The organism is Seohaeicola sp., assembly GCF_048006315.1.
Taxonomy (GTDB): Bacteria; Pseudomonadota; Alphaproteobacteria; order Rhodobacterales; family Rhodobacteraceae; genus Seohaeicola.
In genome coordinates, this window is the sequence record NZ_CP180350.1 from 145,142 (window position 1) to 161,366 (window position 16,225).

A 16,225-nucleotide genomic window follows, 5' to 3' on the forward strand; every position below is an offset into this window, starting at 1 on the left:
CAGCGCAAAGCCCGTGACCTTAACGGAAAGTCCGCCAATGCCTACGCTGAATGATATCCGATCGACCTTCCTGTCCTATTTTGCCAAGCAGGGGCATGAGGTTGTGCCCTCCAGCCCGCTTGTGCCGCGCAACGATCCGACGCTGATGTTCGCGAATTCGGGCATGGTGCAGTTCAAGAACCTGTTCACCGGGGTCGAGCATCGCGATTATTCGCGCGCGACCACGGCGCAGAAATGCGTGCGCGCCGGGGGCAAGCACAATGACCTGGACAACGTGGGTTACACCGCGCGGCATCACACGTTCTTCGAGATGCTGGGCAACTTCAGCTTCGGCGACTATTTCAAGACCGAAGCGATCCCCTTCGCCTGGGAGTTGCTGACCAAGGAGTTCGATATTCCCAAGGATCGCCTGCTGGTCACGGTCTATCATACCGACGACGAGGCGGCGAACATCTGGAAGAAAGTGGCCGGACTGTCGGATGAGCGCATCATCCGCATCCCCACCAATGACAACTTCTGGATGATGGGGCCGACCGGCCCCTGCGGTCCCTGCACCGAGATTTTCTTTGACCATGGCGATCACATCTGGGGCGGCCCTCCGGGCAGCCCCGAGGAGGATGGCGACCGTTTCGTCGAGATCTGGAACCTCGTTTTCATGCAATACGAGCAGTTCGAGGATGGCAGCCGCCGCGAGCTGGCCGCACAATCCATCGACACCGGCATGGGGATCGAGCGGGTCGCGGCCCTGCTGCAGGGCACAAATGACAACTATGCGACCGACCTGATCCGCAGCCTGATCGAGGCCAGCGCGCATGTCACTTCGACCGATCCGGACGGTCCGGGCAAGACGCATCACCGGGTGATCGCGGACCATCTGCGCTCGACCTCCTTCCTGATCGCCGATGGCGTGATGCCGTCGAATGACGGGCGCGGCTACGTGCTGCGCCGGATCATGCGCCGCGCCATGCGCCATGCGCATCTGCTGGGCGCGAAGGATCCGGTCATGCATCAGCTGGTGCCGGCATTGGTACGCCAGATGGGCACGGCCTATCCCGAGCTGACACGCGCGCAGGCGCTGATCGAAGAGACGCTGCGGCTTGAGGAAACCCGTTTCAAGCAGACGCTTGATCGGGGGCTGCGTCTGCTGGACGATGAATTGGCAAGCCTGCCGGATGATGCTGCACTTCCGGGCGCGGCGGCGTTCAAGCTTTATGACACCTATGGCTTCCCGCTGGATCTGACGCAGGATGCACTGCGCGAAAAGGGCCGGGCGGTGGATACCGACGGTTTCGATGTCGCGATGGCCGAGCAGAAAGCCAAGGCGCGCGCGGCTTGGTCGGGCAGCGGCGAGGCGGCGGATGCCACGATCTGGTTCGACATCGCGGATGCGCATGGGGCGACGGATTTCCTGGGCTATGACACGGAAACCGCCGAAGGGCAGGTGATGGCGCTGGTGCGCGAGGGCGCGGAAGTTGCCTCGGCAAAGGCGGGCGAGAGCGTGCAGATCGTCATGAACCAGACGCCCTTCTATGCCGAAAGCGGCGGTCAGGTGGGCGACACGGGGTTCCTGCGCGGTCATGACCTGCTGGTACGGATCACGGACACGCGCAAATCGGCAGGTGTCTTCATCCATTTCGGCGAGGTCGTCGAGGGCGAGATCGTCAAGGGCGGTCACGGCGCGCTTGAGGTGGATCACGCGCGGCGCGCGGCGATCCGGGCCAATCACTCCGCCACGCATCTGCTGCACGAAGCCCTGCGTGAGGCGCTGGGGGATCACGTCGCGCAGCGCGGGTCGCTGAACGCGCCGGATCGTCTGCGCTTTGACTTCAGCCATTCCAAGGCATTGAGCGCCGATGAACTGGGCCGCGTGGCGGAACAGGTCAATGCCTTCATCCGGCAGAACAGCCCGGTCGAGACCCGGATCATGACGCCTGATGACGCGCGTGGCATTGGGGCGCAGGCCTTGTTCGGCGAGAAATACGGCGACGAGGTGCGTGTCGTGTCCATGGGGCGCGCCGATACGGGCAAGGGCCATGATGGCAAGACCTGGTCGATCGAGCTTTGCGGTGGCACCCATGTCGCGCGTACGGGCGATATCGGGGTCTGCGTGATTCTGGGCGACAGCGCGTCCAGCGCGGGTGTGCGCCGGATCGAGGCGCTGACAGGCGAAGCTGCCGTGGCGCATGTGCGGGCCGAAGCGCAGCGCCTGGCGCAGGCCTGTGACACGCTCAAGGCGCAGCCTGCGGATCTGGCGGATCGCCTTCGTGCCCTGCTGGACGAGCGTCGCGCGCTGTCCAACGAGGTGGCGCAACTGCGCCGCGAGCTGGCCATGGCTGGTGGCGCGGGGCAAGGCGCTGCGCCGGAAGCCAAGGAAATCAACGGTGTGCCCTTCATTGCTCAGGTGTTGTCGGGGGTGTCCGGCAAGGATCTGCCCGCGCTGATCGACGAGCACAAGCAGCGCATCGGATCGGGTGCGGTCCTGCTGATCGCGGACGCCGATGGCAAGGCAGCGGTGGCGGCCGGTGTGACCGCAGACCTGACGGGTCGCGTGTCTGCCGTGGACATGGTGCGTGCGGCGGTGCCTGCCTTGGGTGGCAAGGGTGGCGGTGGCCGGCCCGACATGGCCCAGGGCGGCGGTGCGGATGCATCAAAGGCAGCCGAGGCGATCACCGCCGTCGAAGCGCTGCTTGGCGCCTGAGGGAAGGATCGGATCATGACAGTCTATATCATCGCGCGGATCGAGGTGACGGATCTTGAGGATTACAAGACCTACGCCAGCCAGACGGTCGCGCAGGCCGAAAAGGCGGGCGGCACCTTTCTTGTGAAAGGTGGACCGATGGTCCAAGTCGAAGGCCAAGGACCCGACCGGCATGTGGTGATCAGTTTTCCAACGCGAGAACAGGCGCTTGCGTGGTACAATTCACCTGAATACCAGGCGATCCTGCCGATCGCCCTGCGGAGCAGCAAGCGCGATCTGGTGATCGTGGACGGGATCTGAAGAAGGAAAAGACAGATGAGCGCACTCTGGATTGCCCATGTGACCGTGACCGACCCCGACGCTTACGGGCGTTATGCGCAACTGGCGGGCCCCGCCATTGCCAAGCACGGCGGTGCCTTCATCGCCCGTGGCGGACGTTTCGTCCAGCTTGAGGGCAAGGAACGTCCGCGCAACGTGGTGGCGCGCTTTCCCTCGGTCGAGGCGGCCGAGGCCTGCTATCACTCGCCTGAATACCAGGAAGCGCTGAACCACGCGCGGGGCGCATCCGAGCGCGAACTGGTGATCGTTGAAATCACCGAGTAAGTCCGCCGGCCCTGCTGCGCAACTGGACCGGGAGGGTACGCGCCCTAGCTTTTGGATATCCTTGTCGAAAGCAGGTGCCATGCTGTCCCGTCTTGTCGCGTTTCTTCTTCTTGTCCTGCCAACACCCCTTTGGGCCAATGACTGGGACGCGCTGCGCGCACCCGGCGCCATCGCGCTGATGCGCCATGCCATCGCGCCTGGTGGGGGCGATCCTGCGGGGTTCGTTCTTGGCGATTGTTCGACGCAACGCAATCTGGACAATCGCGGCCGCGAGCAGGCGCGCCGGACAGGCGAGGCGCTGCGCGCGCAGGGGATCAGCTTTGATCAGGTCTGGTCAAGCGGCTGGTGTCGCTGCGTGGATACCGCGCGCCTGATGGACATGGGCCCGTTCGAGGTGCGCCCCTTCCTGCATTCCTTCTTCGGCGATCGGGCGAAGGTGCCCGCCCAGACGCGCGAGACACTGGCCGCGATCGCTGCCCAGCCCATGGATGCACGGCTTTTGCTGGTGACCCATCAGGTCAATATCTCGGCCCTGACGGGGGTTGTGCCGGCCTCGGGTGAGATCATCGTCGTACAGCGCAGGCCCGACGGCAGTCTGGAGGTGTCAGGGCGCGTGAGTATCGCGCCCTGACGTATTGATATCACTTGGCTTTCGCGTGGCGCTTGCGCTCGTGCGGGTCAAGGTAGCGCTTGCGCAGGCGGATCGCGTTGGGCGTCACTTCCACCAGTTCATCATCGTCGACATAAGCGATGGCCTGTTCCAGCGTCATCGTGATCGGCGTTGTCAGGCGTACCGCCTCATCCGTGCCTGAGGCGCGGACGTTGGTCAGTTTCTTGCCTTTCAGCGGGTTCACATCCAGATCGTTGTCGCGGCTGTGTTCGCCGATGATCATGCCCTGGTAAACATCGGCCTGGGCGCCGATGAACAGGCGCCCGCGCTCTTCGAGGTTCCACAGCGCATAGGCGACCGAGGTGCCGTTCTCCATCGAGATCAGCACACCGGCGCGGCGGCCGGGGATGGCGCCCTTGTGGGGGGCCCAGCTGTTGAACACGCGGTTCAGAACGCCGGTGCCGCGCGTGTCGGTCAGGAATTCGCCGTGGTAACCGATCAGGCCGCGCGAGGGGACCATCGCGATGATGCGGGTCTTGCCTGCGCCTGCGGGCTTCATCTCGACCAGTTCACCCTTGCGGGTGCCGGTGATCTTTTCGATCACCACGCCGGAATATTCGTCATCCACGTCGATGGTGACTTCTTCGATCGGTTCCAGACGCTCGCCGTCGGGGCCTTCGCGGAACAGGACCTGCGGGCGCGAAATGCTGAGTTCAAAGCCTTCGCGGCGCATGTTCTCGATCAGAACGCCCATCTGCAGTTCGCCGCGACCGGCCACTTCGAAGGCTTCGCCGCCGGGCGTGTCGGTCACCTTGATGGCGACGTTGGATTCGGCCTCTTTCATCAGGCGCTCGCGGATCACGCGCGACTGCACCTTCTTGCCGTCACGGCCAGCCAGCGGGCTGTCGTTGATGCCGAAAGTCACGGTGATCGTGGGCGGATCGATCGGCTGGGCGGGCAGGGGCACATCCACGGCAAGCGCGCAGATCGTATCGGCCACGGTGGCCTTGGTCATGCCCGCAAGGCTGACGATGTCGCCGGCCACGGCCTCGTCGATGTCCTGCTGGCCAAGGCCGCGGAAGGCCTGCACGCGGGTCACGCGGAACTGTTCGATCTTCTGGCCGATGCGGGACAGCGCCTGCACGGTGGCGCCCACCTTCAGGCGACCCGATTCGACGCGACCGGTCAGCAGACGGCCCACGAAGGGATCGGACCCAAGGGTGGTGGCCAGCATGCGGAAAGGTTCATCCGCGTGCTTTTGCTGCTTGGGCGCGGGCACGTGGCGCACGATCAGGTTGAACAGCGCCGCCAGGTCCTTGCGCGGCCCCTTGAGGTCGGCATCGGCCCAGCCGGAACGGCCCGATGCGTAGAGATGCGGGAAATCCAGCTGGTCTTCGTTGGCGCCGAGGTTGGCGAAAAGATCAAAGCATTCGTCCAGCGCGCGATCGGGTTCTGCGTCGGGCTTGTCGACCTTGTTTAGCACCACGATCGGGCGCAGGCCAAGTGCAAGTGCCTTGGACGTCACGAATTTTGTCTGCGGCATCGGGCCTTCGGCGGCATCGACCAGCAGCACCACACCATCGACCATCGACAGGATCCGCTCGACCTCGCCACCGAAATCGGCGTGACCGGGGGTGTCGACGATGTTGATCCGTGTGCCTTTCCATTCGACCGAGGTGGCCTTGGCCAGAATGGTGATGCCACGCTCACGTTCCAGGTCATTGCTGTCCATGGCGCGTTCGGTCGTTGCCTGGTTTTCGCGATAGGTGCCCGACTGCTTGAGCAGCTCGTCCACCAGCGTTGTCTTGCCGTGGTCCACATGCGCGATGATGGCGATATTTCGCAGGTCCATTGTCTGTCCTTTGGGGAAGTTTGGCGGCGGGGTACATGACACTCGGCAAAAAGACCAGACGCAAAGGGCCGCAGGCCCCCGCAGAAGCGATTTTCTGCGTTGCAGCGTGTCGATCCTGCCGCCGTTGCTGCCTAGCCGGGATCGCGGCTGTGCAGGATCATCAATTCGCCCAGGTTTTCGCGCGTGACATAGCCCAGCGCGCGCCTGTCGGGGGTGCAGATGGCAATGGCGTTGGCCTGGGCGGCGTGCATCTGGTCCAGCACGTCCGTCAGCGGCACATGCGGCGGCACGCAGGGCAGCGGCTCAAGCGGCACCGTGTCGAGGCTGGTCATCTGCGCGGCGGGATCGCCGAGGCTTGCGAAAATGGTGTTCCGGGTCAGCAGCCCGATGGGGCGATCATCATCGTCCAGCACGGGAAATTCGTGCTGGGTCGTGCGGATCAGGGCCTGTCCGGCCGCCTGCAGCGTGTCATCGGGGCGCAGCGCCTCGTAAGAGGTGATCATCGCATCGGTGGCGCGCAGACGGCGCGAGAGCGCCCGCATGGTGACATCCTGCGCCTCGGCCCCGGCGGCGATGAAGATGAAGACACCGATCAGGATCAGCATCGGATTGCCCGATAGAAGCCCCAGGAACCCCATGCCGAAGGCCAGGATCCGTCCTGCGCCTGCCGCGATCGCGGTCGCGCGCACCCGGCTCATGCGCGTGGCCAGCGCCGCGCGCAGCACCCTGCCGCCATCCATCGGAAAGGCGGGCAAAAGGTTGAACACCGCAAGAAACAGGTTCACGCCGGCGAGGCGCCCCACAAACCCCTCCAGCGTGCCGCCCGAGAGCATCACGTCATCGACCTGCGGCATGCGCCCGCCCAGCGCCAGCATCAGCAGCGCCCAGATCACCACGTTCACCGCAGGTCCTGCCAGCGCCACGGTAATCTCCTGCCGGGGGTTTTCGGGCATCCGTTCCAGCCGGGCCAGACCGCCGATGGGCAGCAGGGTGATGTCTGGGGTCTTGATCCCGTAGCGTCGCGCGGTCAGGGCGTGGCCGAATTCATGGGCGACGACGCAGGCAAAGAGGGCGAGGATGAAGATCACGTTCTCGATCGCGGCGGGCAGGCCGCCCGCGCCGTATCCAACGATCCCGATCCAGATCAGGATCAGGAAGAAGGTGGCGTGAACGCGCAACTCGGAACCGAACAACCGTGCGATGGGGAAAGACCATGCCATGGGCAGCACCTTCCGTCGGTCGTCATGTCAAACGCCCGCACCTTGGGGTGCGGGCGGTATCATCTGCTCAGAACGGGATTTCGTCGTCGATGTCGCGCGATGGGGCGCGTCCACCGCCGCCACCGCCACCGCCGCCTTGCGAGGGGCCGCTGTCATAGCCGCCGCCGTAGTCGCCACCGTAATCACCGCCGCCGCCTGCGCCATAATTGCCGCCGCCACCGCCGCCACCGCCGCCGCCCGACGGGCCGTCAAGCATGGTCAGGTTGCCGCTGTAGGGGCGCAGAACCACCTCGGTCGAATAGCGGTCCTGTCCGCTTTGATCCTGCCACTTGCGGGTCTCGAGCTGGCCTTCGATATAGACCTTGGAGCCTTTTTTCAGGAAGCGCTCGGCGACACCCGCCAAGGCCTCGTTGAAAATGGCGACGCTGTGCCATTCGGTGCGTTCCTTGCGTTCGCCCGAATTGCGATCCTTCCAGGTTTCCGACGTGGCGATGCGCAGGTTGCACACCTTGCCGCCGTTCTGGAAGGTCCGCACCTCGGGGTCGCGACCCAGGTTGCCGATCAGAATTACCTTGTTCACCGAGCCGGCCATGCCTGTCTCTCCTCGAATCTCTGTAAGATGCGCGACCCTGTGGATCACGTCCTCCATTTTCCTGCAACATGGTTAAAACAGGCCTAACGCCGGAACGGAAGCGGAAAACGGCTCGTGGGCACCCCCCATGGCGGTGCTGAGGGTGACAAAGGCTGGATTCCCCAGCGCGGACCGGTATAGTGCCCTGCGGTAACCGTGGGGCTGACAGAGATGTACAAGACCATTGCAGGGGCCGTGATCATGGCCCTCGGGCTGGGGGGCGGCGTTCAGGCCGATGTTCTGTCAAGCCAGTCGCGCGTCAAGCTGTTCGCGTCGCAGACCCGCGTTCTGGATACCCGTGCCAGCCAGCAGTACAATTCATCCGTCCGATTGCAGCCACCATCGGTGAACACGCCGACGAAATGGGGTAACGGCAACGGGCAAGCCTATGACGGGCGTTATACCGGCCCCTATCTTGCCATGGCGCGCGATGCCGCGCGCCGCCACGGGGTGCCCGAGGATCTGTTCCTCAAGCTGGTGCAGCAGGAATTGGGCTTCAACCCAAAGGCAAGGTCGCACAAGGGCGCGCTGGGTCTGGCCCAGCTCATGCCCGAGACCGCGCGCCAGCTGCGCGTCGATCCGCTGGATCCCTATCAGAACCTGGATGGTGGCGCGCGCTACCTGATGCAGCAGTATCGCACCTTCGGCAATTGGCGGCTGGCGTTGGCGGCCTATAACGCGGGGCCGGGCGCCGTGCAGAAACACGGTGGCGTACCGCCGTTTCGCGAGACGCAGAATTACGTCCGGGTCATCTGGGGCGGCTAGGGCCGCAGGGCAGGACGGTCCTCGGGGCCGCTGTAATGCCGCTCCACCCGTGCCACGCGCAGGCGGTAATGGGTGTACCAGCGATCCTGCCCAAGCTGCTGCGCCACGAGGTGCTGTGCATCGGCCTTCCACGCCAGGATCGAGGCCTCGTCGCGCCAGTAGCTGACCGTGATGCCGAAGCCATCCGCATCCCGCGTGCTTTCCATGCCGATGCATCCGGGGCTGGCCAGGGCCATGTCGCTCATCCGGGCGGCCATGGCGGCATAGCCATGATCGCCTTCGGCACGCTGTGCCGTGAAGATCACCGCGTAATAGGGCGGTTCGGGCAGCGGGGCGAAGCCGGACAAGGGCCTGTTCCGATCTATTCGGCTGCGATCTGGATGACCGGCTCCATCGTGGCCAGCTCCGCATCGGACAGGTGGCACTTGACCTGATGACCTTCGGCCAGATGGCGCACCGGCGGCACCTCGCGCTCGCACAGACCGCCGGGCACGCGCGATTTCCAGCGACAGCGCGTCTGGAAGGGGCAACCCGGTGGCGGGTTCATCGCCGAGGGGATATCCCCCTCGAGAACGATATGCTTTTTCTGCACTCTGGTGTCCGCAATGGGCACGGCCGACAGCAGCGCTTCCGTATAGGGGTGGTAAGGCGGGCTGAAGACCTGATCGGTGCTGCCCAGTTCGACCACATGGCCCAGGTACATGACCATCACCCGATCGCTGAGATAGCGCACGATGCTCAGGTCATGGCTGATGAACAGCAACGTGGTGCCGTGTTCGCGCTGGATCTCCATCAGAAGGTCGGTCACCGCCGCCTGCACCGAGACATCCAGCGCCGAGACAGGCTCGTCCGCGACCACGATCCGCGCGTCGCCAGCAAAGGCGCGGGCAATGCCCACGCGCTGCTTCTGCCCGCCCGACAACTGGCGCGGCATGCGGTCTGCGAAGGCGCGCGGCAACTTCACAAGGTCCAGCAGTTGCAGCATGCGATCGCGCCGATCAGCCTCGGTATCGCCCACGCCGAAGATTTCCAGCGCGCGGATGATCTGCCGCCCCACGGTCATCGAGGGGTTGAGCGTATCGAACGGGTTCTGGAACACCATCTGCACATCGGCCACGGTCTTGGTGTCGCGCGCCTGGATCGGGATGCCGCCGATACTGTTGTTGTCCAGCAGGATCTGACCGTCGGTCGCGGTCTCCAGGCCCATCAGCACCTTGGCGAAGGTGGATTTGCCGCAACCGGATTCGCCCACGATGGCCAGCGTCTCGCGCTCGCGCGCCTCGAAGCTCAGGGTTTCGTTGGCCTTCACCACCTTGGTGGCGCCGCCGCCGAACAGCTTGCTTGCGGCCACCTCGTAGTATTTCTTGAGGTTGTCCATCTTGAGGACGACCTTCCCGATCTCGCCTTTCTGCTTGACCTCGGCCTTGGCGGGCGGTGCGGTCCAGTCGATCTCGGAAAAGCGCAGGCAGCGGGATTTATGCGTCGCCGCCTCATCCACCGGAGCCATGCTGACATAGCCCTGGTCACAGCGGCCGGCCTCGAAATAGTCGCAGCGCGGGCCGAAGTTGCAGCCGTCAGGGCGTTCATGGGGCAGGGGGAAATTGCCCGGGATCGCGATCAGCGGGCTTGCGTTCTTGTCGGCGCCGGGCAGCGGGATCGACCGGAACAGCGCCTGGGTATAGGGGTGGCGCATCTTGTCGAAGACATCGGTGATGCTGCCGCGCTCGACCGCCTCGCCTGAATACATCACGCAGATGCGGTCGCAGGTTTCCAGCACCAGGCCCAGGTTGTGGCTGATGAACAGCATCGAGGTGCCGTATTTGCGGCCCAGGTCCTTGACCAGTTCCACGATCGCCGCCTCGACCGTCACATCCAGCGCGGTGGTGGGTTCGTCCAGGATCAGTAGCGCCGGTTTCGACATCAGCGCCATGGCGATGACGATCCGTTGCTGCTGGCCACCCGACAACTGGTGCGGATAGGCGCGCAGGATGCGTTCGGGGTCGGGCAGTTTCACGTCGCGGATCACCTGCAGCGCGCGCTCTTCGGCTTCCTTCTCGGAAATGCCCTCGTGGATCATCGGCACTTCCATCAGCTGCTTGCCGATCCGCATCGCCGGGTTCAGGCTGGCCATGGGTTCCTGGTAGATCATCGCGATCTCGTTGCCGCGGATATCGCGCAGCTCCTCCGCGGACATGGCGCCCAGGTCGCGCCCCTTGAACTTGATCGACCCGCCCACGATGCGCCCGTTGACGCCCAGATCCTGCATGACGCCCAGCGCCACGGTGGATTTGCCGCAGCCGCTTTCGCCGACAAGGCCCACGGCCTCGCCCGGCTGCACGGTGACCGAGAAATCCATGACCGCCGGGATTTCGCGCAGCCGCGTGAAGAAGGAAATCGACAGCTTGTCGATCTCGAGGATCGGCCCGTCATGGTCCCATTTCGCCATCGCTCGTCTCTCCTGTTCCCTGACCGTCAGTTTCTTCTTGAGTCAAATATCCCGGGGGGTCCGGGGGCTGGCCCCCCGGCCTGTCGTCTTGTCAATCGCGCAGGCTTTCCTCGCGCAGGCCGTCTGCCAGCAGGTTCAACCCCAGCACCAGCGACAGCAGCGCCATGGCGGGCGGCAGGGCCGGATGCAGGTAGATCGACAGAAGCTTGCGGCCCTCGTTGATCGTGCTGCCCCAGTCGGGGCTTTCCGGGCTGAGGCCCAGGCCGAAGAAGCCCAGCGTGCCCAGAAGGATCGTGGTATAGCCGATGCGCAGGCAGAAATCGACGATCAGCGGGCCGCGCGCATTGGGCAGGATCTCCCACAGCATGATGTACCAGGGGCCTTCGCCACGGGTCTGGGCGGCGGCCACGTAGTCGCGGGTCTTGATGTCCATCGCAAGGCCCCGCACGATGCGGAAGACCGTGGGCGAGTTGACGAAGACCACCGCCACGAAGACCACCAGAAGGTTCGGCGGAAAGCTGATCAGGCCCAGCGGATCCGCGTCCCAGGCGATCCCCAGATAGACCCAGAGCCCGATCACCAGCGTCAGCGCCACGTAAAGATTGCGCTTGGACGGTTGCGTGAAGAAGCGCGAGTTGAACAGGATCGTCAGGAAGATGATCGGGAACAGGAACAGCACGCCCGCCATGTAGACCGGAATGCCCGTCAGCACGATTTCCGGCGTGACCAGCAGGTAGAACAGCAGGATCACCGGGAAGGCCAGGATCAGGTTTGCCAGGAACGACAGGAAGGTGTCCAGCTTGCCGCCGTAATATCCCGCCGGCAGGCCAAGGGTGATGCCCACCATGAAGGCGAAGAGCGTGGCAAAGGGGGCGATCTTCATAACCTCCCATGCGCCCACCACCATGCGGCTGAAGACGTCGCGCGCCAGGTTGTCGCCGCCCATCAGGTAGTAGGGGTAAAGCCCCTGCGCCGCGGCATCGGGCACCGGCGTGCCGGGTACCTTGTTCTTCAGCCCCGAGATCTGCGAGAGCGTGTCATGTGTGACGATCCAGCCAAAGGCGCCGCCGAAGATGCCGGTATAGACCCAGAACATCACAAGGGCGAAACCGGTCATGCCGATCACGCTGTCGAAAAGCTTGCCGTAAAGCCCCAGCCGCCGCTTGTAGGTCAGCGACAGGGCGAATGTCACGACAAGGGCAATCCAGACCGGGGTGAACTGCGTCAGGATGCGGGTGATGATCTCACCCCAGCCAAGAGGGTCCATTGTCCCAGTCCTCCTATGTTACGCTGATGCGCGGGTTGAGATAGACATAGCCGACATCGGAAATCAGCTGCGTCACCAGCACCACGATCACGGACACGACCGAAACACCCAGCAGCAGCTCGATGTCGTTGTTGCCCGCGGCCTGCACCAGCACCCAGCCGAAGCCCTTGTAGTTGAACAGGGTTTCCACGATCACCACGCCGTTCAGCAGCCAGGGAAACTGCAGCATGATCACCGTGAAAGGCGCGATCAGCGCGTTGCGCAGGGCGTGTTTCATGACGATGTCGCTGAACTTCACGCCTTTCAGGCGGGCGGTGCGGATATATTGCGCCGTCATCACCTCGGCCATCGAGGCGCGGGTCATGCGGGCGATATAGCCCATGCCGTAAAGCGCGATCGTCAGCACGGGCAGGAAGAAATTGTTGAAGGTCGCATCCTCCATCGCGCTTGTGGCGGTGCCGTTGAACCATTTCAGCCCCACGGCGGACGAGGCGAAGACCGCGATCAGGATCACGCCCGAGACATATTCCGGGGTCGCCGTGGTGGTGATGGCAAAGGTCGAAAGGGCCCTGTCCGTGCGCGATCCCTCGCGCATGCCCGCCAGAACCCCCACCAGCAGTGCAGATGGCACCATCAGCACCATCACCCAGAACATCAGCTTGCCGGTCAGGCCAAGGCGGGTTGCGATGATGCCGCTCACCTCGTCCTTGAAGACGGTCGAAAAACCCCAGTCGCCCTGCAGGATGCCGCAGAAGCGCGGCGCGGCGGCCAGCACCTCGGGGGCGACGGTGCCTTCGACACAGCGGCCGCGCATGCCCTCATCGACCTCGACTGTCCAGCCCGGCAGCACGCCCAGCCATTGCCCGTATTTGACGGGCAGGGGGTCCAGATACCCGTTCCGCCCCAGGTAGCTGGCGACCTCGGCATCGCTCATGCGGAAGTTGCCCTGGGTCTTGGCCAGCTTTTCAAGGTTCGGATAGAGATTCGTCATGAAGAAGACGATGAAGGTCAGGCAGAGTGCCGTCAGGATCATGATCCCGAGCCGGCGCAAGATGAACAGGCCCATGCTGTGCCCCCTGGTTTAGGTGCCCGCCATGATACGGGCCTTGGCAGGTCTTCTGCGACCCGTCCTTGTTCTGTCGGCGTGTTTGCGCGTCCCTGGCCGATCTTGGCTTGCGGACGGTGAACCGTGCCCCCGGTCGGGGGGCACGGTCCGGAAGGTCAGGCCGATCAGGCGGCCATGCCCCACTTGTAGTGATGATGTTCGAAGGAGATGTGCATCTCGGCACCCATCACACCTTCGCGCATGTGCCGGTAAAGCGAGCGCCAGTAAGGCTGGATCGTCACGCCTTCTTCCTGGATCAGCGCCTGCATCTTGGCGCTGACTTCGCGGCGCTTGTCGGCATCCGCGATCGACAGGGCCTCTTCCAGCAGGGCGTCGAACTCGGCGTTGGACCAGCCGAATTCATTCCATGCCTCACCCGAGCGATAGGCCAGGGCCAGGATCTGCACACCCAGGGGGCGGTGGTTCCAGTTGGTCGAGCTGAACGGATATTTCGTCCAGTCGTTCCAGAAAGTTGAACCGGGCAGAATGGTCCGCTTCACGTTGAAGCCCGCGTCGCGCAGCTGCGCTGCCACGGCATCGGTGGTGTTGCGGCGCCAGTCGTCGTCGATCGAGATGATCTCGTGCTCGAAATCGGCCATGCCGGTTTCGTCCAGAAGCGCCTTGGCTGCGGCAGGATCGTATTTCTGCGGCGGCAGTTCGGCATATTCCGGGTGAACCGGGGCGACATGGTGGTTTTCAGCCGGAACGCCAAGGTTGCCATAGCCCAGTTCAAGGCAGACGGCGTTGTTGACGGCCATCTGGATCGCCTGGCGGACGCGCTTGTCCTCGTAGGGGCGCACGCCGTTGACTTCGGCCAGCTGGTTCGGGCGCACCACGATGGTGGCGCCGGTCACGACCTCGGATTTCATCAGGCCAAGACCGTCCATGATCTCGATGAACTCGCCCACGGATTCGTGCAGCATGTCCACTTCTTCGCTTTCCAGTGCGGCCAGCCATGCGGCGCTGTCAGTGCCGAAGTCGATGTATTCGATCCGGTCCAGATAGGGTCCGCCATAGACATCGGTGCCCCACCATGTGTGGCCATCTGCCTTGACCAGCGAGCATTTCACGCCGACTTCCAGCTCTTCGATGACATAGGGGCCGGTGCCGACGTTCTGGACCGCGTCGGGGTTGTAGGAGCTGTGCACCACCGCCGCCGGATAGTCCGAGAAACCGGGGATGATCGAAATGTCGGGGCGCGGCAGCGTCAGCTTGACGGTGTGGCTGTCCACGACGGCGATCGCCCCATCGGCGGCCTTGTTGGTGGCATCGTCGATCAGCGCGCTGACGCGGCCGGCCATCGAGTTGCCTTCGACATCACGCTCGCACCAGCGGGTCAGGTTGCGGGCCACATCCTCGGCGGTGAAGTCGTCGCCATTGCTCCACTTCACACCCTTGCGCACGTTCAGCGTGTACTCGGTGGCGTTGTCGTTCACCGACCAGCTGTCCAGCAGCATGCCGCGGATCGAACCGTCGTTGTTGTATTCGACCAGGTATTCCAGCGTGCCGCGGGTCTGGTTGGCGATTTCCGACCAGTCGGCGGTACGGGTGTCCTTGAGGGCGCGCACGTTCATCTGGCAGCGCAGGGTGCCGCCCATCGGCGGGGTCGCCTGCGCCTGTGCCGGGGTGCCGAGACCGCCCAGTGCATAGGCTGTGGCGGCGGCCACGCCAAGTCCGGTGGTGCGTGCAAGGAATTCGCGGCGGCTGAGTTTGCCCGCCTTGAATTCATCGGCATACATCACCGCGGCCTTGTGCACCGGCTGGCCCTTGAAGGTCATATCGTTCATTTTCAACTCCCTGTTGCTTTTTTTAGGCTGATCGGTCGACAGCCTGTCAGCCTGCATTGTCGTGCAGATTTTGACCGCGTTCGCGCTTCATCCCTTGCGGCATTCGGCACCAGAACGGCCTTTGCGTCAACGCATGGTTTCGGCATTCTACGTCTGAAAACCGACATCAACTCGTAACAAAAACGACATCGATGTCGCTTGCAAGCCATAAACGCGACAGTCGCGTCGATTTCCGAAAAAGCTGCGCGGCGCGGGTTCCGTGATGCGACATGCGCCACAATCGCCATTCAGGCGGGATGGATCCCTTCAGAAACCCCGATGAACCCTGGCAGGCGGTCAGAGCGGCGCGCCAATCCGTCCTGTCGCGATCCTGGTGGCGGGGGGCGCTGCCTCCTGCTTCCGGGCGACGCGCCGCAGGTTGCTGGGCGATTGGCCCGTGTGGTGCTGCACGAAACGCGAGAAATAGGCCGCACTGCTGAAATTCAGGCTTTGACCGATATCCTGAAGTGGACGGTTCGTGGTTTCGATCTGGTCGCGCGCCGCATAGAGGCTGCGCTGGGTCAGGATCTCTGCCGCCGTCAATCCCGACGCCTCGCGGCAGGACCGGGTCAGATGGGTCGGGGTGACGCCCAGTTCATGCGCGTAATCGCCCATGAGTTTCGCGCTGGCATAGTCGCGTGCGACCATGGCGCAAAAGGCCTGCACCAGACGGTGCGCCGCGGATATCCGCGGCGCGTCATCCGCATGTTCCAGCATTTGCCGCCGCATCCAGACGGACAGCAGGATCGAATGGGCGCGCATCGCTTCGTCGAAATAGGGACGGTTGCCGGACTGCTCGCGCTGCATGATGTCGAGGATGCCCGAGATTTCCGCCTGGGCCTGCACGTCGCGGATGCGCAGATGCTGCGGCTCTTCGGGCAGACCAAGCTCATGTGCAGCGGGCAGATGCAGTGCAAGGCCGAATCCCTGTTTGCCGAGATCCAGCGCCAGAAGCGTATGGGCGGGTACGAACACGGCGTTATGCGTGCCGATGCCGCTGCGCAGCCCCTGAAGGACCATGCGGCCCTGGCCGCGCGTGATCCATAGCAGGATGTCGTGATCGTGGCTGTGCAGCTGCTCCAGCCGCCAGGCCGCGCCGCGCGCCATCTGCGCGATACTGCCTATGCGGATGCCGCCCGCGCCGGGCAAGGGATGCGCCGTTTCCTGATCCGTTTTCGTGCTGCTGGCCTGCATGGATCCCG

Annotated in this window: 14 protein-coding genes; 5 read left to right on the forward strand and 9 right to left on the reverse strand. The window is 64.0% G+C overall.

The features are described 5' to 3' along the window. The first annotated feature begins 37 nt into the window (after positions 1 to 37). The 4 genes from alaS (at position 38) to ACMUJL_RS00890 (ending at position 3,932) form a co-directional block, all read left to right on the forward strand. Complete coding sequence (gene alaS, locus ACMUJL_RS00875; protein ID WP_375571120.1) at positions 38 to 2,698, forward strand: alanine--tRNA ligase; 2,661 nt, start codon at positions 38 to 40, stop codon at positions 2,696 to 2,698. A 15-nt stretch (positions 2,699 to 2,713) separates the two neighbouring features. After that, positions 2,714 to 2,998, forward strand: a complete 285-nt coding sequence (locus ACMUJL_RS00880; RefSeq protein WP_068289958.1) for a DUF1330 domain-containing protein — start codon at positions 2,714 to 2,716, stop codon at positions 2,996 to 2,998. Positions 2,999 to 3,013: 15 nt separating this feature from the next. Continuing rightward, positions 3,014 to 3,301, forward strand: coding sequence for a DUF1330 domain-containing protein (locus tag ACMUJL_RS00885; RefSeq protein WP_068289957.1), 288 nt, complete (start codon positions 3,014 to 3,016; stop codon positions 3,299 to 3,301). A 79-nt stretch (positions 3,302 to 3,380) separates the two neighbouring features. Then, the gene (locus ACMUJL_RS00890; protein WP_375571118.1) at positions 3,381 to 3,932 is read left to right on the forward strand and encodes a histidine phosphatase family protein; all 552 of its coding nucleotides are present in this window, start codon (positions 3,381 to 3,383) and stop codon (positions 3,930 to 3,932) included. Between the two features lie 10 nt (positions 3,933 to 3,942). Here the strand turns inward: ACMUJL_RS00890 and typA are convergent, their stop codons facing one another. The 3 genes from typA to ssb form a co-directional block, all read right to left on the reverse strand. Beyond that, positions 3,943 to 5,763, reverse strand: coding sequence for a translational GTPase TypA (typA, locus tag ACMUJL_RS00895; RefSeq protein ID WP_068289955.1), 1,821 nt, complete (start codon positions 5,761 to 5,763; stop codon positions 3,943 to 3,945). Between the two features lie 131 nt (positions 5,764 to 5,894). Continuing rightward, the gene (locus ACMUJL_RS00900) at positions 5,895 to 6,983 is read right to left on the reverse strand and encodes a site-2 protease family protein (protein WP_375571115.1); all 1,089 of its coding nucleotides are present in this window, start codon (positions 6,981 to 6,983) and stop codon (positions 5,895 to 5,897) included. A gap of 67 nt (positions 6,984 to 7,050) precedes the next feature. After that, positions 7,051 to 7,575, reverse strand: a complete 525-nt coding sequence (ssb, locus tag ACMUJL_RS00905) for a single-stranded DNA-binding protein (RefSeq protein WP_375571113.1) — start codon at positions 7,573 to 7,575, stop codon at positions 7,051 to 7,053. Between the two features lie 210 nt (positions 7,576 to 7,785). Between ssb and ACMUJL_RS00910 the strand changes: the two genes are divergently transcribed. Continuing rightward, a complete protein-coding gene (locus ACMUJL_RS00910) occupies positions 7,786 to 8,379 on the forward strand; it encodes a lytic transglycosylase domain-containing protein (protein ID WP_416914075.1) in 594 nt (197 codons plus the stop codon). Here the strand turns inward: ACMUJL_RS00910 and ACMUJL_RS00915 are convergent. The 6 genes from ACMUJL_RS00915 to ACMUJL_RS00940 form a co-directional block, all read right to left on the reverse strand. Beyond that, complete coding sequence (locus tag ACMUJL_RS00915; protein ID WP_375571109.1) at positions 8,376 to 8,726, reverse strand: antibiotic biosynthesis monooxygenase family protein; 351 nt, start codon at positions 8,724 to 8,726, stop codon at positions 8,376 to 8,378. The two genes, ACMUJL_RS00910 and ACMUJL_RS00915, sit on opposite strands and share 4 nt — an antisense overlap. Before the next feature lie 14 nt (positions 8,727 to 8,740). Next, positions 8,741 to 10,825, reverse strand: coding sequence for a dipeptide ABC transporter ATP-binding protein (locus tag ACMUJL_RS00920; protein ID WP_416914076.1), 2,085 nt, complete (start codon positions 10,823 to 10,825; stop codon positions 8,741 to 8,743). 91 nt (positions 10,826 to 10,916) lie between these two features. After that, positions 10,917 to 12,092 (reverse strand): ABC transporter permease, encoded by a 1,176-nt coding sequence (locus ACMUJL_RS00925; protein ID WP_375571105.1) that lies wholly within the window; start codon positions 12,090 to 12,092, stop codon positions 10,917 to 10,919. Between the two features lie 13 nt (positions 12,093 to 12,105). Beyond that, a complete protein-coding gene (locus ACMUJL_RS00930; RefSeq protein WP_375571103.1) occupies positions 12,106 to 13,158 on the reverse strand; it encodes an ABC transporter permease in 1,053 nt (350 codons plus the stop codon). 164 nt (positions 13,159 to 13,322) lie between these two features. Beyond that, positions 13,323 to 14,975 (reverse strand): ABC transporter substrate-binding protein, encoded by a 1,653-nt coding sequence (locus ACMUJL_RS00935; RefSeq protein WP_162841190.1) that lies wholly within the window; start codon positions 14,973 to 14,975, stop codon positions 13,323 to 13,325. A 345-nt stretch (positions 14,976 to 15,320) separates the two neighbouring features. Further along, entirely contained in the window at positions 15,321 to 16,217 is an 897-nt protein-coding gene (locus tag ACMUJL_RS00940) for a helix-turn-helix transcriptional regulator (protein ID WP_375571101.1), read from the reverse strand. Between the last annotated feature and the right edge of the window lie 8 nt (positions 16,218 to 16,225).